Genomic DNA, 17,762 nt, shown 5'->3' on the forward strand with positions numbered 1-17,762 from the left:
CGGCTGGCTGGTCACAAAAAAGCAGAACACCATCTTGGGTATTCTGCTTTTTTGTGACCCAGCGCATTTCTACGATGCCCAAAATCGTCAGTGTTGTGCGCCGTGTTGGTTGACTAACCAGGTGCTGTCGGCTGGTTTCAGGGTTTCAGGGCCAGTTGTACGTAGAACGGGAAATGGTCGGAGCCGAATTCGGGTAGTCGTTCCACCGCCAGTACCTTGAACTCGCTGGAGACGAATACGTAATCCAGCGGCCACCGCATAAACATAGACTGAGCATTGAAGGTGCTGTACAGACCCCGTCCGTATCGCACATCGTTCAGGCCGCTGAGGGCCATAAACTGATGCGTATTGTAGGACCAGCCCACATCGTTGAAATCACCGGCTACCACCGTTGGGAGCGACCGCTTGCCCACCATCCGGCCTGCCTTCAGTAAAGCCACCTCTTTCTCTCTGTCGGTAATGTCGGGATACTTACTGGGCGTAGGCGCTACGGGATGAATCGTGATGAGCTGAAAGGATTGGCCTCCAGGCAGGGTAAAGGTTGCTTTAAAAGTAGGTACCCGGTCGAAATTGAGAAACATGATCTGTTGATTCTCTAAAGGGAGCTTGGAGTACAGTGCCATCCCGTAGGCATTATCACTGGGAAACATCATGCGGTGCGGGTACTTTTTGGTCAACACACTGAGTTGATCCAGCCAGCGTTTATTGATTTCCATCGTGAGCAGAAAGGTGGGGTCTTTATCTGCCACAATCTTCAGCAGTTCATCCGAATGAGTGTTTGTTATCAGTACATTGGCTAGCATAATACTGAAAACCGTCTCTTTGTCGACGAATGCCGGATCAGCCGACTCAACAGGGCGCGAACCCAGGAGAGTATAAGGGGAAATAATGTAAGCCTGTATCCCGATTGAAACCAGCATACCCGCCAGAAAAATCAGGTTAAAGCGTTCCCACTCTTTTCGGCAGAGTAAAAAAAGCACTAGGCATCCCAGCAAAGCCAGCAACATCTCCAATCGGGGGAAATTAAGGATTTGCAGGAACCAGATGATACTGTTGGAAATCAGTGAAAGCAGCGAAGCCAGGATAAGCACTGTGCCGCTTACCAGAGAAAAATAAAAGAGGACTCGTTTAAGAGTAGACATAATGCAGGTTCGTCAGGCGCTTCGTTGCCGGGTAGTACAGGTAAGAAGCTGCCCAAAGAAAAAAAGCTTTCCCGTTTATTACTCAGCTGGCCCCGCCTGTTCCGGTAGGATTGCAATACTACAGCTAAAATATACTTTTTTAGCGAAAGCCCGGTGTACGAATCAACACCCCTATCATGTTGCTGGTAATGGGTAAAAAAGGCCACCAGCCTAAACCCGGTCTTATCAATGGATGTGTGATACCCGTTCTCAGCCGTTAACAGAATAGGTAATAAGTGTTGATTTGGCCTATCAGCAGGCCAGTTATGGCTATGACCACGAGTACCCCGAACTACACCAATCAATGTAGGAGACTTTCACGGTGCCGTATGAAAAATAGGTAGTACTAACTCATTCCCAACAGACAACGTTGCTGGGGCAGAACCTAATTCAGGCCATAAAGAAGGACAGTCCTTTCCTGTCCGAACGCCCCGTCAGGCTATCGATATTTCCTCAATTGCAGGTACGGGAGCGGCCTATCCGGTTTTGAACGGGGCGTTTTTAGGCCTGACTACGCTTCGTTATGTAGTAAACCGGGATGCCCAGCCCGGCAATGAGCAGACCCATACCCGTATTGAAGGTTTTAGTATAGAGCAGAATGGCACAGATGGTCAGGCCGGCGATGATGTACAGAGCCGGAACAACCGGGTAGCCAAACGCCCGGTAAGGTCGCTCGGTGTCCGGCTCGATGCGCCGGAGCCGGAATAGTCCCGCAATGGTAACGATGTAAAAAACCAGTGACGCAAACGTGCAGTAATCCAGCAGGTCGCCGTAGCGCCCCGACAGGCAGAGCAAAGAGGCCCAGATGCATTGTAGCCATAAGGCCCGGCCCGGAACACCGTTCTGGTTCAGGTGCGACGCCTGCTTTAGAAAAAGGCCGTCCTTCGCCATGGCGTAATAGAGTCGTGCACCGGCCAGAATCAATCCGTTATTGCAGCCAAAGGTTGAAACCATAATCAGTACGGCCATGATGGATACGGCGATGTTTCCAAAAATAGTGGACACGGCGGCCGTAGCCACCCGGTCGGCTTCGGCAAACTGAATGCCCCGGCCAATGATGTCGGTGGCGGTTGGTAAGCCCTTCAGGGGTAGGAGGGAGAGGTAGGAGATGTTGGCCAGAAAGTAGATGGTCGTTACGATGAGGGTACCGAAAAACAGGGCCAGGGGAATATTTCGGCGGGGGNTTTTAATCTCTCCCGCAATGAACGTTACGTTATTCCAGGCATCGGCCGAAAAAAGCGACCCCACCATGGAGGTGCCAAAAGCCAGCATCAGTGCGATACCCGCAATGGGTACAATCTCGCCCGCTGCCGATGTGGTACTGGCTTCCCAGGCATTGGTCAGGTTGGCAGACAGCATTCCGCTGCTTACCCCCAGGGTGATGCCAATGACAATTAACCCCAGCAGCGCGATTAATTTGGCCGACGTAAATACGTTCTGAATCAGCTTGCCACTTTCGATACCCCGACTGTTAAGCCAGGTGAGCAACACCAAACTGGAAATGGCGAACAGCGAGCCGAAGGAGATATTGACTGGTCCAACGGCTAAAAACACGTTGGCCGGGTTCAGCGCCGGGATAAATACGGCAGTAAACTTAGTAAAGGCAACGGCAACGGCAGCAATGGTACCCGTCTGGATAACCATGAAAACGGTCCACCCGTATACGAAACCCGTTACCGGACCAAACGCCCGCTGCAGATAAATGTATTGTCCCCCCGCTTTGGGCATCATGCCCGCCAGTTCGCCGTAGCTAAGCGCAGCAGCAACCGTCAAAACACCCGTCAGCACCCATAACATCAACAGCCAGCCCGACGCGCCGAGGTTACGGGCCATATCGGCGGTGACGATAAAAACGCCGGAGCCAATCATGGAGCCGGAAACGATAAGCGTAGAGTCGATCAGACTGAGCGAACGGTGGAACTCAGTTGATTCTGTGGTTACGGACGCTGATGGAGCAGTATCTTCTGCCATAAAGGAATAATCGTACAGAAAGTTAGTTTGTGACGGACATTAAGCAAAACTTCCTGTAAGTAGCGTTCAATTCGGTGAAAAACCAAACGGGTTCCCTTAAATCACACCTCTCCTGGTTTACAGGAGCACCTGCCAGCCTCTGCCTGGGATTAGCATTCAGTCTACTTTCAGCGGTGGCCCCACTACCTGCATGTCATTGGCGGCAAAAATACGGGCTATTTCGGCTGGCTCAGGTTCTTTGGTCAGGGCAGCCATCGTTACAAAAAACTCTTCCAGCTTACCTGCTGGCTGCACTATTACCGTCATCCGGCCCTGGTCGCTTACCTGGGTCCAGGCATGGGGCACTTTTCTGGGTAGAAAAATACTCTCGCCGGTTTTGAGCGTGTACGTATCCGGCCCTACCTGAAATCGGTATTCACCAGCCAGAATTTGAAACACCTCGTCCTGATTGGGGTGGATGTGCAGCGGGGTACCCCGTTTGGGCGACAAACTCGTCTGCTCAAATATGGCCAGGTTCCCGTTGGTGTCCTTGCCGGATACTTTCACATCCAGGATATTAACGTTTACTCCTTTTAACTGAATATGACCGTGATATCGCCCCTCGCCGGGCGTTGTTTTAAAGCCTTTAAGCAGAGGGTCATCTGTGGAGAATGACGGGGAAGCAATAGTCGCCAGTGGTGCGGCTGCCAGGGTAGCCAGCATGAATTTTCGACGTTTCACGAGGGATGAAGTTTAACGTGATGGTACTAATAACCGAATTTACTAATATACCTGTTGTAAGCAGCAAACTCTTTAGCGACCGGTACTTGTCCAGCCGCCTGGGGAATCGGCAAATTGAGCAACGTAATAACCAGCAAACGAACAGGCACAGGCGGAGGGTAACCAAAAGGCGGCCGACATCAACTAATCGGTAAGCCATTGATATTCAAATTAATCCTTGTACTTTCACGGGGTTTTACACCGAAATGCCCCGTGAAACGCTTGTCTGAGCAATACATTAATTGGTTATAAGTAACGGCCAGTTGTACCGCCAGCTTCGGATGCAATTCGGTACAGTAGTCGATAAAAAGGCTACTTGGTAAACCTAAAATAAACATAATTCGGTAAAGAAGTTACCAGGCAGCTGTTGAATTAACAGATTAACGAAAACGGTACGTATGCCAGGCCGCTGCGTATTGATTACCATTCTGACCAAATGGCGTAGTAGTGTACCCACCGGAACCCCTTATTGCTTGTGACGAAACTACCCCTGATTGTGGCAGTTGGATTCGGATTTGCCACCCTTACCCCTTCGCTGAAAGGTACAGCCCAGCCCGGTCCACTTCTTTCACTGCGTATAGCCGCTGCCGGTAAACTGGTAACAAGTAAATTAGTAGCCCGTACGAATGAAACGATCATCCATTTCTGCGGTGAAACGGTTCCCATCAATCACCCGGCTATTATTGATCGCTGGACCCGAACGCTTACTCATCAGGCGGCATTAGCGGCCAATCTGGCGCTGCTGAAACGACGGGCCTCAGTGGTTTTCCCCCTGATAGAGCCCATCCTCGAGCAGTATCAGATTCCTTCCGATTTCAAGTTTTTACCGCTCCTCGAAAGTGCTGTTACCAACCGCGCCGTTTCCCGGAAGGGAGCGGCCGGGTTCTGGCAACTGATGCCTGGAACGGCCCAGACGCTGGGACTGACGGTATCGCCCCGGAACGATGAGCGGTTTAATTTGCTCAAAGCAACGCACGCAGCCTGTCGGTATATTGTAGAACTGCACGATCTGTTAGGCTCCTGGATGCTGGTGGCAACGGCCTATAATGCCGGACCAAATTATATCCAGCAGCTTGTTCGGCAGCATCCTGCCATGCATCCGATGGCGTTACCCTACCGGGCATCCGAAACCAAAGCGTACCTGTTTCAGGCGGTAGTTATCAAGGAGTTACTTACTCACCCGGCTTTGTATAGCGATCAGCTGAGTGATGCCGATATCGAGTCTCTTTCGGATGGTGCCGAGCCGGTAGAAACCGCCGAAAGAGCCGCTATACTGGCCTCGTTCGATATGGACGAAACGATGGTTGCGCAGGCATTGGCAAAACAGCCCGTGGTCGCTGCTATTCCGTTTATTTCCGATTCAACCACCACTGTTGTCCTGTTGACGGAGGAGGGCACAACGGGCGTTACTTCCCAAACGCTGGCCGCCAGTGGGAAAAAGACACAATCCTCTCCTGTTGTTTTGGTACAGGAGACTAAGGCACCCACGGCTACACTGAAAACCCGTAGTATGAGTGAGGGGCCGCTCACGGAAGGGAAACTGTGCCTGTTTCAGGTAATACAGCCGGTTACGCTAAACGGACGGTTCTTTGCCGTTGGTGATATGATTCATGCGTATATCGACGTGATTGATGCCGGTTCGGGGCGGGTGTACCTGCGTACCGATCACCTCACATCGGCACAGACGAGGGAAGTCTTTCCCCTCAAAATGGTAGCGACCGAACAATCGAAACAACCGGGCGTAGCCCTGCCCAACCGCTTCGACAACTGGCAACTGAACTGGGAGTCGCTGTAAGTTGAGCAGGCTGATAAGGGCTACTTGTTTCTGCTAAAGCCTGCTAACTAGCGGAAGCCGAATCGGAGCAACGAGGGCGTAGGGTGAAAGAAATCAATGCTGTATTATTCCGCGTCCGTCAGCACCCGGGGTCCCTGCTGATTGATTTGGGAAACGTAAGTTTCGCTGGTTATGCCGACGGACAAAAAGGCCTGTTGCATGGCCTCACCCACTTTTTCGGCCGTTTGGGCATCCCGGCTCCAGGCAAACATGGAAGGGCCGGAACCGGAAATACTACAGCCCAGTGCCCCGGCATCCCGGGCGGCTTTTTTTGCTTCGTTGAACTCCGGAATCAGGATAGCCCGTACGGGTTCAATAATCACATCGACGAGCGAGCGACTGATAAGCTCGTAGTCGGGCGTCATCAGACCGGCAATCAGACCCGCCACATTCCCCATCTGGGTAATGGTGTTCTTGAGCGATACCTCGTTTTTAAGAATAAACCGGGCATCTTTCGTATTCACTTCAATGTCGGGATGAACGAGGGTGCAGAACAACTGGGCTTTCGTGTCGATACGGATAACATCCAGCGGTTGATAACTGCGAATAACGACGAAACCACCCAGCAACGACGGCCCTACGTTATCGGCATGGGCTGATCCGCTGGCAAATCGCTCGCCTTCCATCGCGAAGGGTAACAGGTTGATGGTGGGCAACGGACGACCGAGGAGTTCGTTGGCCGCAAAAACACCCGCTACGGCACTGGCTGCACTGGAACCCAGCCCACTACCCAACGGCATCTTTTTGTGAAGAACAACGTCGAATCCTACCTCCTGCCGACGAATGAATTTAAGAAAAGACTGAATGGCAATACCGGCGGTGTTCTTGCTGGCATCGCGGGATAAGCGTCCCCCATCTCCCGTGATATCCTTTATCCGAACGCCTGGTTCATCACTGAACGTGAGCGTAAGCTCATCACCGGGGTTATCGACTGCAAAACCAAAAATATCAAATCCGCAGGCTACATTAGCCACGGTTGCCGGAGCAAATACACGAATAGAATTCACGATAGAATGAGGGGGTAACGAAGCGCAAAGGTAATAATTTGGATTAGAAATCAATTGGCGTACTCCGACCCGCCTACGGGTTAATCTGTTAGTATACCAGCTATCCAGACCGTTGTTCTTTTGTCTCTCCTGTTTCTATTGTTTACAGCTACTGCCCAAATAACTGATTCCATATGCCTTTGGCTTTTTCTTTGGCAGCTTCAATCTGGAGAGCAGCTTCGGCTTTGAGTTCCTCCAGTTTAAGATTAGCGGCTTCTAGATGCACAGCGGCTTCGGCTTTCATTTCGTCGAACTTATCTTCGGCTACGTCCGATAGTTTATCGGCTTTTGCTGCGGCTGACGCAAATACTTTTTCCGCTTCAGTTTGTAGGTTGGTCACATTATCGGCAGTGGATGCTTTTACGGCATCGAAGTGCTCGGTTGCTTTAGCCTTCAACCCGTCAACATCAATATCTTTTCCAAATTCCTGTGCCTGAGCCACTAATTTATCCCGCATCTCGTCGAGTTGAGCAGCCACTACATCAAGATGCTCACCGGCCGTAGTGCGGAAGGATTCCATTTTGTCGGCCATTGTTTCTTTGGCGGTCCGGGCCTGTTCGGTGGTTGTTTGTTTCGCGTTATTTTCCATTGTCTCTATTGTCGTGTTTTTGGTAAAGTTGATGAAAGGGCACGATATAATGAGCAGGAAATAGAAGAAGGGTAAAACGAATCCCGAAATGGGCCATTCCTGCGTGCTGACGGGTTGATGGGTATATGCCGTTCCCCACCGACATATAGTCAGGCCGGGTTGTTATGCGGAGTAGTAAGCAGGTGCCTGGAGAGACGCGCAACTGAACAATCGACCCGCATGGCCGTTAATTTAGTAGTAACTCATGATGGGTTTGCCATGTATTTTCTCAATCGGTATGAACAGACTATTTATAACTATTTTCCTGTCAATCAGTATTCTGCTGATGGCATTTTGCAGCAAGGTTGTAGCACAGACGACAACCGGCCTGACGCCAACGGGTATCAAAACCAATACGAATATGGCCATCAGTGCGGCCAATGCCCCCAATCATAAGGTTTTGTTTCAATACCTGAAAGCGTCCGGTTTGCTCAAACAGGCGGCTGCTGCAAAGGGACAATACACCGTCTTTGCGCCAACCGATGCCGCCTTTTCGGAGCTGCCTGAGGCCGACCGGCGTGACTTGTTATTACCATCGAGTAAGCAGAAACTGATTAAGCTGCTGACGTACCACGTTGTAAAAGGCCGGCTAACCTCCGATCAGTTACGGGATGGGCAAACCCTTACTAACCTGACTGGCCAGATTCTGTTAATCCACAAGCAGGGCAATACCATTACCATTGAGGATGGCCGGGGTACGGTAGCCGACGTCATCCAATCCGATATCCGGACCACTAACGGCGTCGTTTATTCCGTCAGTAGAGTATTGCAACACATTGTCGAATAAGATGTTTCACGTTGTTAGTAAAGTGAGTTGATCTTTACTATTTATCTGTTTAAGGTTGGCTGACTGTCAAAGCAGTACGTTTAAGGTCGTGACTACTACCTAACTTTAAAACGGCTCTCCTTTGTTGTTAAGTCAGCCACGTATGCCGATAATATAGCACGTAATTACCTGAACAGGCTGGTTGAGCTAGAAGTATTGGAACGCAGAACAATCGGCGGCAATTACTACTTCATCAACCGGGAATTGTACAGTGTTCTGGATAAGTAGAAACCCTTTTCTCTGTGACCCCGCAAGAAGACTCACCTGCAGTTTGAGCGATGGAACTGTGTTGAGGGAAGCTAAAACCATCACCCTTCAAACTGGAATATCTTGTCCATCAGCACCCACTTCTCACCGGGTTTGGCATTGGGAAGGGATTGCTGGTAGCCCCACATCAGCCGTTCCCATTCCTGCACGTGTGGGCTGTTGGCATCCAGCGCGGCTTTTTTCTCGAACGAAAAATCGTCGTTTGTTTCCATAATCATGAACATCCGGGTACCGGTTCGGTAGATCTGAAGGTCGATTATGTCGGCATTCAGGTCGTTTTGGCGTACCTCCGGCCAGCCCGCACCGGCCGCATGCCAGCGTTCGTATTCAGCAATTAGGGCGGGGTCGTCTTTCAGGTCGAGGGCCAGGCAGTAGCGTTTCATGGGGAGAAAGTTAAGGGAAATGTTAGGTACTGATTATCAGCCGAAATACTGGTTAAAGGATTGAATCGTTTGTTGAGCGGCTTCGTCAGGGGTGGGCAAGGGAAAAGCTTCGGCAGAAATGTAGCCCTGATAATCAATGTCGATCAGCGCTTGTGCTACAGCAGTCATAGCCGTGTGTCCCATGCCGATTGGCCCCCGGTTGCTATCGGCGAAGTGAACGTGCCCAATCAGCGAACCCGCCCGGCGGATACTGTCGGACAGGGAGGCTTCTTCGATGTTCATGTGGAATAAATCGGCTAACAAGCGCACGTTCCGGGTGTTGAGGGAATGGAGCAGGGCTACACCATCGTCCAGCCGGTTAATCAGGTTGGTCTCGTATCGGTTCAGGGGTTCGTAAATGAGCGTTACGCCATTCGTTTCGGCAAAGTCGCCGAGCGTTGTTAACCCCTTTGCCAACCAGTCCATTGCCCGCTCCCGGTCGATGCCGTTGGGCACATTGCCCTGCATGGAACCGATAATGGCCGGTGCGCCGACCGATGCCCCGAACGAAATCATGTCCTGAATATACGTAACGGCTCCGGCACGAATCGCAGGGTCAGGATCGGTGAGGGTTAAGCCATGAATAACTTTGCCGGCCCCGGTTCCCACTGCTCCTACGGACAAGCCCAGTTCCTGGGTTAAGGCCGACAGGCTGTCGAAAGAAACGGCATCGGCCGACGCCGTGAATAATTCGATACCGGCAAATCCCAGCGCAGCCGCTTTCCGGGCACTGGCTTCCAGGTCGTTCCAGTAAATCCAGGGCCCCGACGTGATGGAGGGTACTAGCGCAATGGTAACACAGGATTTCATGGAAAATTTAGTCGAAGTGAACCATGATTTTGGTGATGGGGCCGGGGTTCTCCGACCATTCGGCCAAGGCCGAACCCGCCTGCTCCAGTGAAACCGTCCGGCTGATGACGTCATCCACCGGAAACCGGCCCGATTCCAGGTAGGTAATTACGTCGGGGAATTCGCCGAGGCAATTGCGGGAACCAAGGATCTCGATCTCTTTACGCACGAAGGTCCCGGTCTGGTAGTCGACTGGTTTCTTGGCGTACCCGATGTACACCACCCGACCGGTATAAGCCACCTCATCCACGGCAGCCCGGTAGGTAGTCGGATTACCCACCGCTTCGATGATGACATCCGGGCCATCGCCGTTGGTGAGTTGCATCAGGGTTTCGTGCAGGTCGACTTTGGCCGTATTGATGGTGTGAGTAGCCCCCGCTTTCCGGGCAATGGCCAGTTTGGCATCGTCAATATCGATGGCGATAACCTCGGCACCCCGGTGGGCGGACGCTGCGAGTGCGCCCATGCCCACTATGCCGCACCCAATGACGGCTATGGTGTCGCCAGCGGCCACCCGACCCCGCGCAGCCGCGTGAAAACCCACCGTCAGCGGTTCAACCAGGGCCAGTTCCCGTAAGGATAACTGGGAAGACGGGTGTAGTTTCTGCCAGGGCACGGCAACAAAGCTGGTCATAGCACCCGGTCGCCGGACACCCATCGTTTTGTTATCCTGACAGGCATTTGTTCGGCCTTTTCGGCAGGAAACGCAAACGCCACAATGCTGGTAGGGGTCGATGGTTACGTGCATACCCGGCTGAAACTCGTCCGGCACCTGCGACCCGGTTTCCACGATGGTAGCCCCTACTTCGTGGCCCAGCACGTTGGGGTATTCCTGCAACTCGAACAAGCCCCGATACCCGTTCAGGTCACCCCCGCAAAAGCCCACCCAACTCACCCGTAACAAGACTTCGTTCTCGCTGGGTGTGGGTTTATCCACTTCCCGGATTTCGGTTTTGCCGGGTTCTACCAGCACGAGTGCGTTCATTTTGTCCATGCTAAGCGGTTGGTTTGGGGATGTTATTTTCGGGTTTTCCCTCAAACCACATCCAGTTTTTTGCCGGGGCCACCAACGCATCAATCTGGTCCAGCAGGCCGTCGGGCAGCTGAAAATCCAGCACGCGTACGTTCTGCTCCACCTGCCGTTGATCCGACATGCCAATGATGGTTGTGGTGATGGCCGGATGGTCGAGGGCGAACCGAAGGGCCACATCACTCAGGGCCACTCCATACTCCTGGCATAGCTTAATAAGGAGGGGTTGCAGGTCTTTTACTGGCTGGGGCGAACTTTGCCAGACGGGCACGGTAACATCGGACAGGATGCGCTGCATCAGTGGGGCGGCATTCATCAGGCCAAAGCCCATCTGTTGCGAGAGGGGAACTAGTTCATCGTTAATTTCATCGTCGAGCAGGGTGTAATGGCCCCACGACAATACCGTGTCGACCGTCACCTGCCGGGCAATCTGTGCCAGGTAGCGGACGGGCAAACCGGAGAAACCCACATAGCGCGCTTTCCCCTGTCTTTTGGCTTCCAGCGCGGCCGGAATGGCTTCTTCCAGCACCTGTTTTCGGTCGCCAAACTCAATGTCGTGGACCTGAAGTAAGTCTACGTAGTCGGTCTTTAGCCGCCTGAGGGATTCGTCGATGCTGGTTAGTACGCGCTGGTACGAAAAATCAAAAACACCATTTCCGTAGCGGCAGCACTTGGTAGCCAGAAAGATATCGTTTCGTTTGCCGGATAGTGCGTTGCCCAGTCGGGTTTCTGCCAGTGTATCGCCGTAGAAGGGGGCAACGTCAAAAAAGTTGATACCCGAATCGATGGCGGTATGAACGGCCCGAAACCCTTCCTGTTCATCCGTTACGTCGAAAACGTCGCCCAATGGGGAGGCCCCGAACCCAATCACCGAGAGTTGCATGTCCGTTTTCCCCAGCTTTCTATACTCCATACGTTGGCTACATTTTTTGCGTCACGAAGCTAGAAAACCTCGCTTCGGGGGCAAGTTTTAGGATTAAATTAGGGGTGAAACCCTCATAGCGGATAAGTGTACCAGTACGCTGATTTACCCGAAATAGTAAAAAGAAACCCGCTGAGTCAATTGACTCAGCGGGTTAGAATAGTTCAGTATGTTGTTGTTACGTCATCAAGCAGGGGCTTATGCCAGCGCGCGGGCAAATAAACCCACCCGTTCGCGCAGCAGATAGCTGCTGACATCGGAGCGAAGGTTGCCGTTCAGGGTAAAGGCCCGCAGGTCGGCGGGGAGGTTGGCGTATTTGTCCAGTGCCCGTAACCAGGCGTTACGATCCAGGTAAGGAGCCAGCAGGATGCGGGCCTGACCTAGGGCGCGGTGCTGCCGGGGCGACCAGATGGGCCGTTGCCGGTAAGCGGCTCCCTGTCCGTTGAGCAGGTCGGGTAAAAACTGGGGAGGCACCAGGGGTAATAATTCGGCCAGTAGGTACAGGCCCAGTTCAACGTTGAGAATGCGGTTAGCTACCATGCCGGGCAGTGCGTGCCGAAAACGAAGCCGGGTTGCCAGCGGCTCCTGCCACTGTAACAGACTGGCCAAAGCCGGACGAGTAGCAGAAGCGGTAGTAGGATATGCCGATGTGAAAGCCGTATTCATTAGTAGGTTGTTGTTTTTGTTCTATACAAATATCAACCCCTTAGAACGTAATCTTTTTACGTTGTTCTATTTATTTTTGATTATTTTTTTGCGCTTGTCAGTTCGATGCCAGCTGGGCGGACAACACGCGTGGGAACGAGTACACCCGCTGCTGCCCCGTGTCTTTTACGGCCCAGTTTTCCCAGAAACAAATGACCAGCAGCCACTGGGCTACATCGGCCTGCCGGGCTTCGTAGCCGCGTCGGCGCAGGGCCTGTTTAACCGTTTCGGCGGTGGTGTTGCCGTGCGCCAGAATGAGGGCGGTGGCCACAAAACGGACAACGAGCGGTTCCAGTTTTTTGCGTTGTGTGTGCATACTAAGCATTGATTTGGACGAGATACCGAATGGTATACTGCGACGGGTTGTAAACGGTGAATTCGTTGGTGTGCAACCGGTTACCCTGACGGACGAATACCGAATCGTAGTGTTCGTCCAGGCTATTCAGGAAGAGAGGAGTCCCCTGTTCCGGTTTGTGCGTAGTCAGTTCCAGCTGGTTGCCCAGGTGTACTTCACAGATGGCTCCGTACACGATGCGCCGTTGGCCGTCAGGCCAGCCTTTAGCCTGCCTGAACTGGTCCGTGAAGCGGATTCCCTGCCCGAACGGTTGCCTGACCCTGGCCGCCGTTTTGATTGCTCCATCTGGTTGAAGAATGGATAAACCATCCGGGCAGTCGTGCCAGAGAGCCAGCGTTTTTCGATTTGACCGATTTCGTACGTAGGCGTTGAAAGCCGCTTCTGTTGTGGCCTGCCGTACGCTGAAAACGGCGCTAAAGCTACTTTCTCCGGTACCCATCATGCGTTGAATGAGCGTCAGTACGTGGCCGTCTGTAACGGGGGCAACGGTTAGGTTTCGCTGTTCAGACAGACGGGTTAAGGTATTGACCGGGTCTGGCCGGTTCCATACCCGTTGCAGCAACTGATTGAGCATGATAATTAGTCGTTAGAGGGTTTAAGCTAGCATTTTACGTAACACGCCTAGGCGGTTGCGGGAGAAGCCAACGGTTTTCTCGGCAAAATGCGTGCATTCCTGGTTGAGGTCATAGGCCAGCCGGTAGTCGGGTGCCGAGGCATAAACGCGTAACAGAGACTGCCAGTGCAGTTTATCGGCGAAATGGGCTAGGAGCATCCGGCCCCGGTTCAGGAATTTCTGCTGCCGGGGGGTAAACTGGTTGTTGGTTTCATTGCTGAACCGAAGCAGTTCGGGCAGGGCAGCAGGTGGGGCGGCTGGATGGAGTTGATGAAGTAGATACAACCCCAGTTCGAGGTCAACCAGTTGCCGGGTCGAAAGAACCGTGCGGGGCGCAGTGGCCGGGGTGTTTGGGCGGGGACGCGATGTATGAGTCATGAGTGAGCTGTGTAAATGTCCGTGTCAAAACTATGTCCCCAAAAACGTAATCTATTTACGGTGTTCTTTTTTTTATAAATTATTTTTTATCATGTTTGTCGGGTGGTATGACGCAGTACCTTGCGTCTGTTTACGATTGAACCAAGACCTCCGGATCAGGAGACGCAGGGTATTGCGTCTTTTCCACCGCACACATGCCTATCACCCGTTCTGCCTTCCAGCGGTATCGCCTGATTGACGAAACCATTAGTCGATACCCACGTCGCTTCTCCAAACAGCGTTTGTTTGAACTCTGTCAGGACAAATGCGGTATCCGGTCCATCTCATCGCTCGAAAAAGACATTCAGCGGATGCGCGAAGACCACGAAGCCCCTATCGAATATGACAAACGGGCCAATGGCTATTACTACAGCAATCCGCAGTTTCGACTGCTGAACCTGATGCTCTCGCCGGAGGACATGGATGCCCTCGACTACGCCCGCGAGGTACTGGCCGCTACACAGGGGGCTACCGTTGCCGACGAACTGACCAACGCACTGCAAAAAGTACGGCAGAGTCTGGACATTATCCGGGAGGTGAAAAGTGATGATAGCCCGGCTCTGTCCCGCCGGATTGTATACGTAGAAGAGAAGATTCTGGGGGGGAATCGGCAGTACGTACCCATTCTTATTCGGGCGGTGAACCAGAGTCGGCAGGTAGCGTTTCGGTACCTGAAGCACGAGGATGTGGTATCCATCCGGAGCATGACCGCCATTGTTCCTAAACAAAAGAACGGCCCCCGCCCTGCCATAACCAGCCCGATTCCCCCCGAACGGCCCAAACTCCGTATTTTACACCCCATTCTGCTACGGGAAGTAGCGGATAGCTGGTACGTAATCGGCTACGATGCGGCCAGCGGTGGTGAGCGTACTTTCGCCCTCGACCGGATGAGTGAGCTGGAAATTCTGGACGACCCCTGCGATGTGCCCCCCGCCATCCTGACCAATGTGAGTGAGTTATTCGAGCATATTTACGGCATCACCGATAGCCACGGACCGGTTGAGGATATTGTCCTGTCATTTAGCCCTCTGTTTGGTCGCTACGTCAAAGCCAAGCCCATCCATCAGTCGCAGGAAGTTTTGAGCGATACAGCTACCGAATGCGTCATCCGGCTTCGGCTGGCCCCCAACCGCGATTTACTGATGCACCTTCGCAGTTACGGGGAACACCTCACGGTGCAACAACCGGCCAGTCTGGTGCAGGAGATGAAAGAATCGCTGTCCGCTACGTTGGCGCGGTACTGAGCAGGCTGAAACCGCCATAGCCTGTTTCGTAGTGATTGGTGGAGTAACAGAAGGATTTAGTTGATGGTCGACCAAAACTGGGTTATCCTGACCCGGAGTCAGCAAATGTAAAACCGAGTTCTATGAAGAAGTTATATCACACATTGGTCATGGCTCTGACAGGCCTGGTTTTTGGTCTGCCCGGCGCTGATGCGCAAACCACAACACTCCGGTTTGGGAAACTCATAACCGGTCGGGGCGACGTTATTACGGATGCTGTTGTAGTGATCGAGGGCAATAAAATTAGTAAGGTTGCTTCCGGAGAAGCCAGCATCCCGCCCAATACGACGCTGGTCGATCTCCGTCCGCTTTGCGCCATTCCGGGGCTCATCGATGTGCACACCCACATCACCTACTACTGGGATAAAACCGCCGGGACCAATCCGTGGGCCAGCCGTATGGACCCCGCCACAACGGTTTTTCTGGCGCAGGAAAATGCCCTGAAAACCTTGAAAACCGGCGTGACAACCATCCGGGATTTGGGCTCGTCGGGCGGTACGGATATTGCTATGCGGGATTTGATCAATCGCGGTGCCATGAAAGGTCCCCGCATGTATGTGGCCGGTAATGGCCTGCACGTTTCCCGAGCCCGGGTTACGCCCGGTGTAAGTACGGTGGACCCGGGTCGAGCCGATGGGGTCGATGAGGTGATAAAAGTAGTGCGGCAGGAACTCGGTGCCGGGGTGGACTGGATAAAGATTTACGGCTCTACCGGAAGTGCCCAGAACGTAACCGGTTTTCAGACGTTTACGCAGGAAGAAATGGCGGCTGCCGTTACCATTGCGCACCTGGCGGGCAAACGGGTAGCTATTCACTCCTACGGTCCGGATGGGTGTAAGGCGGCCGTACTGGCCGGTGCCGAATCGGTTGAGCACGCTACGGATGTGGATAAAGCAACCTTTGAGGAGATGATTAAACGGGGTACGTACTACGTGCCAACGGTTGACCACAACCGGTACTACGCCGATCATCGGGCGGAGTACGGCTATACGGACCAGGTTGTGAGCGGGCTGAATGCGTACATAGACCGGAACTTTAAAAGCCTGCAATTAGCCGTAAAAATGAAGGTGAAAATAGCGATGGGGTCGGATGCCGTGTTTACCGGATTTGGTGAAAATACCCGGGAGTTGCGCTGGTTTGTAAAAGCAGGTATGACCCCGCTACAGGCATTGCAGACCGCTACGGTCAATGCCGCAGAACTGCTGGGCAAAACGAATGAACTGGGGGCCATTGCTCCCGGCTTTCTGGCTGATATTGTGGCCGTAGACGGTAATCCGGTAGAGACTATCGACGTGGTAATCGATAAGGTACGCTGGGTGATGAAAGATGGCAAAGTGGTGGTCGATGAGCGGTAGTCCTATTACAAGAAGCAACCTTGTTTCCCCATGCCTACGTTTACAACAACCCTGCTGAAATTTGGCGATAAAGGGGAGAAAACCGGCTGGACATATATCCACATTCCACCGGACATTACCGAAGCCATCAGACCCGGCCAGAAACCATCTTTCCGGGTGAAAGGGAAGCTGGATGCGTTTATCCTGAGTCAGGTGGCGGTGTTGCCCATGGGCGATGGAGAATTTATCATTCCGGTCAATGCAGCCATGCGCCGGGCCATTCGCAAAGAAGCGGGGGCGTCGGTTCAGGTAGCGCTGGAGGCCGACGATTCACCCATGCCGCTCTCCACGGATTTGCTGGCCTGTCTGGACGATGCCCCCGACGCGCTGGCCTATTTTCAGCAGTTGAGCCAGGGCCACCAGCGGTATTTCAGCAACTGGATTGATGAGGCCAAAACAATGGAAACCAAAACATAACGGCTTACGCAGGCCGTTATGGGTTTATCTATGGGTTTGGGGTATGGCGAAATGATCCGCTATTTCAAGAAGCACTCGTAAGGTTCAGGTAGCAGATTGCTGAAGGAATTGCCCCCAGCTTTGCCGTTCCCCCGCCGACCATAGCGACGGAAAAAACACCCATTGTTGGTGCATGGGGGTAAGTAGGCCTGCCAGTTAGTGCCGCCCGTGGCTTTGCTGTCTCCCGGCTCTTTGTGCAGGTGGGAAAGTTTCCACCGGATGTTCACCCCTGGTCCGGAACGAAGGCATAAAAAAATGCCCAAAGGCCACTGAACAGGACTTTGGGCATTTTTTATTGTAAGACCGGGAGTTACTCCCGCGATTTTGGCTCGAATTTTTTCGGGGCAAACAGGAAGCCGAAGGCTTCGGCTCCTTCTTTGGTATGAACGCGGTGGTGAATGTAGTGTGCGTTCATGATACGGCGCATATAGGTATGCCGGGCTGAATACTTAATCTTAACGCGCCGGTGCACGATGATGTCGTGAAAAACAAAATAAAAGACGCCATAGAACAAAACACCAATACCAATCCAAAGCAGAAACCACAGGCTTTCAACGCGCAGTCCAACCGCAATGGTCAGGATGGAAACGACGCTGAAGACGACAGCAAAATAGTCGTTTTTCTCGAAAAAGCCTTTATGATGATTGTGATGGTCTTCATGCCAGTTCCACATCAGGCCATGCATGATGTATTTGTGAATGAACCAGGCGGCACCTTCCATAAAAATGACAGTAGCAACAACAATGAAAATCTTAAGCCAGATCATAGGTAGTAGCAAAGGATTACGGACTTGTTTGTGAACAG

General features: G+C 52.6%; 19 protein-coding genes. 5 read left to right on the plus strand and 14 right to left on the minus strand.

Features of this window, described 5'->3' with window-relative positions; translation table 11 throughout:
* Positions 1 to 137: 137 nt before the first annotated feature.
* The 3 genes from B156_RS0106815 to B156_RS0106825 form a co-directional block, all read right to left on the minus strand.
* The gene (locus B156_RS0106815; RefSeq protein WP_026260654.1) at positions 138 to 1,142 is read right to left on the minus strand and encodes an endonuclease/exonuclease/phosphatase family protein; all 1,005 of its coding nucleotides are present in this window, start codon (positions 1,140 to 1,142) and stop codon (positions 138 to 140) included.
* 540 nt (positions 1,143 to 1,682) lie between these two features.
* Entirely contained in the window at positions 1,683 to 3,152 is a 1,470-nt protein-coding gene (locus tag B156_RS0106820; protein ID WP_018618917.1) for an APC family permease, read from the minus strand.
* Between the two features lie 156 nt (positions 3,153 to 3,308).
* Complete coding sequence (locus B156_RS0106825; protein ID WP_026260655.1) at positions 3,309 to 3,872, minus strand: cupin domain-containing protein; 564 nt, start codon at positions 3,870 to 3,872, stop codon at positions 3,309 to 3,311.
* Between the two features lie 514 nt (positions 3,873 to 4,386).
* Between B156_RS0106825 and B156_RS0106830 the strand changes: the two genes are divergently transcribed.
* Positions 4,387 to 5,706 carry a lytic transglycosylase domain-containing protein gene (locus B156_RS0106830; RefSeq protein ID WP_018618919.1) on the plus strand — a complete coding sequence of 440 codons (1,320 nt, stop codon included), beginning with the start codon at positions 4,387 to 4,389 and terminating at the stop codon, positions 5,704 to 5,706.
* Between the two features lie 104 nt (positions 5,707 to 5,810).
* On the opposite strand, the gene B156_RS0106835 is transcribed toward B156_RS0106830, so the two are convergent.
* On the minus strand, positions 5,811 to 6,752 hold the full coding sequence (locus tag B156_RS0106835; protein WP_018618920.1) for a homoserine kinase: 942 nt from the start codon (positions 6,750 to 6,752) through the stop codon (positions 5,811 to 5,813).
* Positions 6,753 to 6,900: 148 nt separating this feature from the next.
* Positions 6,901 to 7,380 carry a hypothetical protein gene (locus B156_RS0106840; protein ID WP_018618921.1) on the minus strand — a complete coding sequence of 160 codons (480 nt, stop codon included), beginning with the start codon at positions 7,378 to 7,380 and terminating at the stop codon, positions 6,901 to 6,903.
* 277 nt (positions 7,381 to 7,657) lie between these two features.
* On the opposite strand from B156_RS0106840, the gene B156_RS0106845 reads away from it, so the two are divergent.
* Complete coding sequence (locus B156_RS0106845) at positions 7,658 to 8,206, plus strand: fasciclin domain-containing protein (protein ID WP_018618922.1); 549 nt, start codon at positions 7,658 to 7,660, stop codon at positions 8,204 to 8,206.
* A gap of 347 nt (positions 8,207 to 8,553) precedes the next feature.
* Here B156_RS0106845 and B156_RS0106850 read toward each other — a convergent pair whose 3' ends face one another.
* The 8 genes from B156_RS0106850 to B156_RS0106885 form a co-directional block, all read right to left on the minus strand.
* Entirely contained in the window at positions 8,554 to 8,895 is a 342-nt protein-coding gene (locus B156_RS0106850) for an L-rhamnose mutarotase (RefSeq protein WP_018618923.1), read from the minus strand.
* Positions 8,896 to 8,931: 36 nt separating this feature from the next.
* Positions 8,932 to 9,744 carry a sugar phosphate isomerase/epimerase family protein gene (locus B156_RS0106855; protein ID WP_018618924.1) on the minus strand — a complete coding sequence of 271 codons (813 nt, stop codon included), beginning with the start codon at positions 9,742 to 9,744 and terminating at the stop codon, positions 8,932 to 8,934.
* Between the two features lie 7 nt (positions 9,745 to 9,751).
* A complete protein-coding gene (locus B156_RS0106860) occupies positions 9,752 to 10,777 on the minus strand; it encodes a zinc-binding alcohol dehydrogenase family protein (protein WP_018618925.1) in 1,026 nt (341 codons plus the stop codon).
* Between the two features lies 1 nt (position 10,778).
* Positions 10,779 to 11,726 (minus strand): aldo/keto reductase, encoded by a 948-nt coding sequence (locus tag B156_RS0106865; protein ID WP_018618926.1) that lies wholly within the window; start codon positions 11,724 to 11,726, stop codon positions 10,779 to 10,781.
* A 207-nt stretch (positions 11,727 to 11,933) separates the two neighbouring features.
* Complete coding sequence (locus tag B156_RS0106870) at positions 11,934 to 12,401, minus strand: pPIWI_RE_Z domain-containing protein (RefSeq protein ID WP_018618927.1); 468 nt, start codon at positions 12,399 to 12,401, stop codon at positions 11,934 to 11,936.
* A gap of 97 nt (positions 12,402 to 12,498) precedes the next feature.
* Complete coding sequence (locus tag B156_RS0106875) at positions 12,499 to 12,756, minus strand: hypothetical protein (RefSeq protein WP_018618928.1); 258 nt, start codon at positions 12,754 to 12,756, stop codon at positions 12,499 to 12,501.
* A 1-nt stretch (position 12,757) separates the two neighbouring features.
* Positions 12,758 to 13,369: a PARP domain-containing protein gene (locus B156_RS0106880; protein ID WP_018618929.1), complete on the minus strand. Its 612-nt coding sequence runs from the start codon at positions 13,367 to 13,369 to the stop codon at positions 12,758 to 12,760.
* 21 nt (positions 13,370 to 13,390) lie between these two features.
* Positions 13,391 to 13,786 carry a pPIWI_RE_Z domain-containing protein gene (locus tag B156_RS0106885; protein ID WP_018618930.1) on the minus strand — a complete coding sequence of 132 codons (396 nt, stop codon included), beginning with the start codon at positions 13,784 to 13,786 and terminating at the stop codon, positions 13,391 to 13,393.
* Between the two features lie 194 nt (positions 13,787 to 13,980).
* Between B156_RS0106885 and B156_RS0106890 the strand changes: the two genes are divergently transcribed.
* From B156_RS0106890 to B156_RS28860, 3 genes are all read left to right on the plus strand, one after another.
* Positions 13,981 to 15,069, plus strand: coding sequence for a helix-turn-helix transcriptional regulator (locus B156_RS0106890; RefSeq protein ID WP_018618931.1), 1,089 nt, complete (start codon positions 13,981 to 13,983; stop codon positions 15,067 to 15,069).
* Between the two features lie 122 nt (positions 15,070 to 15,191).
* Entirely contained in the window at positions 15,192 to 16,463 is a 1,272-nt protein-coding gene (locus tag B156_RS0106895) for an amidohydrolase family protein (protein WP_026260657.1), read from the plus strand.
* Between the two features lie 30 nt (positions 16,464 to 16,493).
* Positions 16,494 to 16,919 (plus strand): DUF1905 domain-containing protein, encoded by a 426-nt coding sequence (locus B156_RS28860; protein WP_018618933.1) that lies wholly within the window; start codon positions 16,494 to 16,496, stop codon positions 16,917 to 16,919.
* A gap of 349 nt (positions 16,920 to 17,268) precedes the next feature.
* Here the strand turns inward: B156_RS28860 and B156_RS0106905 are convergent, their stop codons facing one another.
* Entirely contained in the window at positions 17,269 to 17,724 is a 456-nt protein-coding gene (locus B156_RS0106905) for a sterol desaturase family protein (RefSeq protein WP_018618934.1), read from the minus strand.
* Positions 17,725 to 17,762: the final 38 nt, after the last annotated feature.

The sequence above is a fragment of the Spirosoma luteum DSM 19990 genome (assembly GCF_000374065.1).
GTDB classification, from domain to species: Bacteria; Bacteroidota; Bacteroidia; order Cytophagales; family Spirosomataceae; genus Spirosoma; species Spirosoma luteum.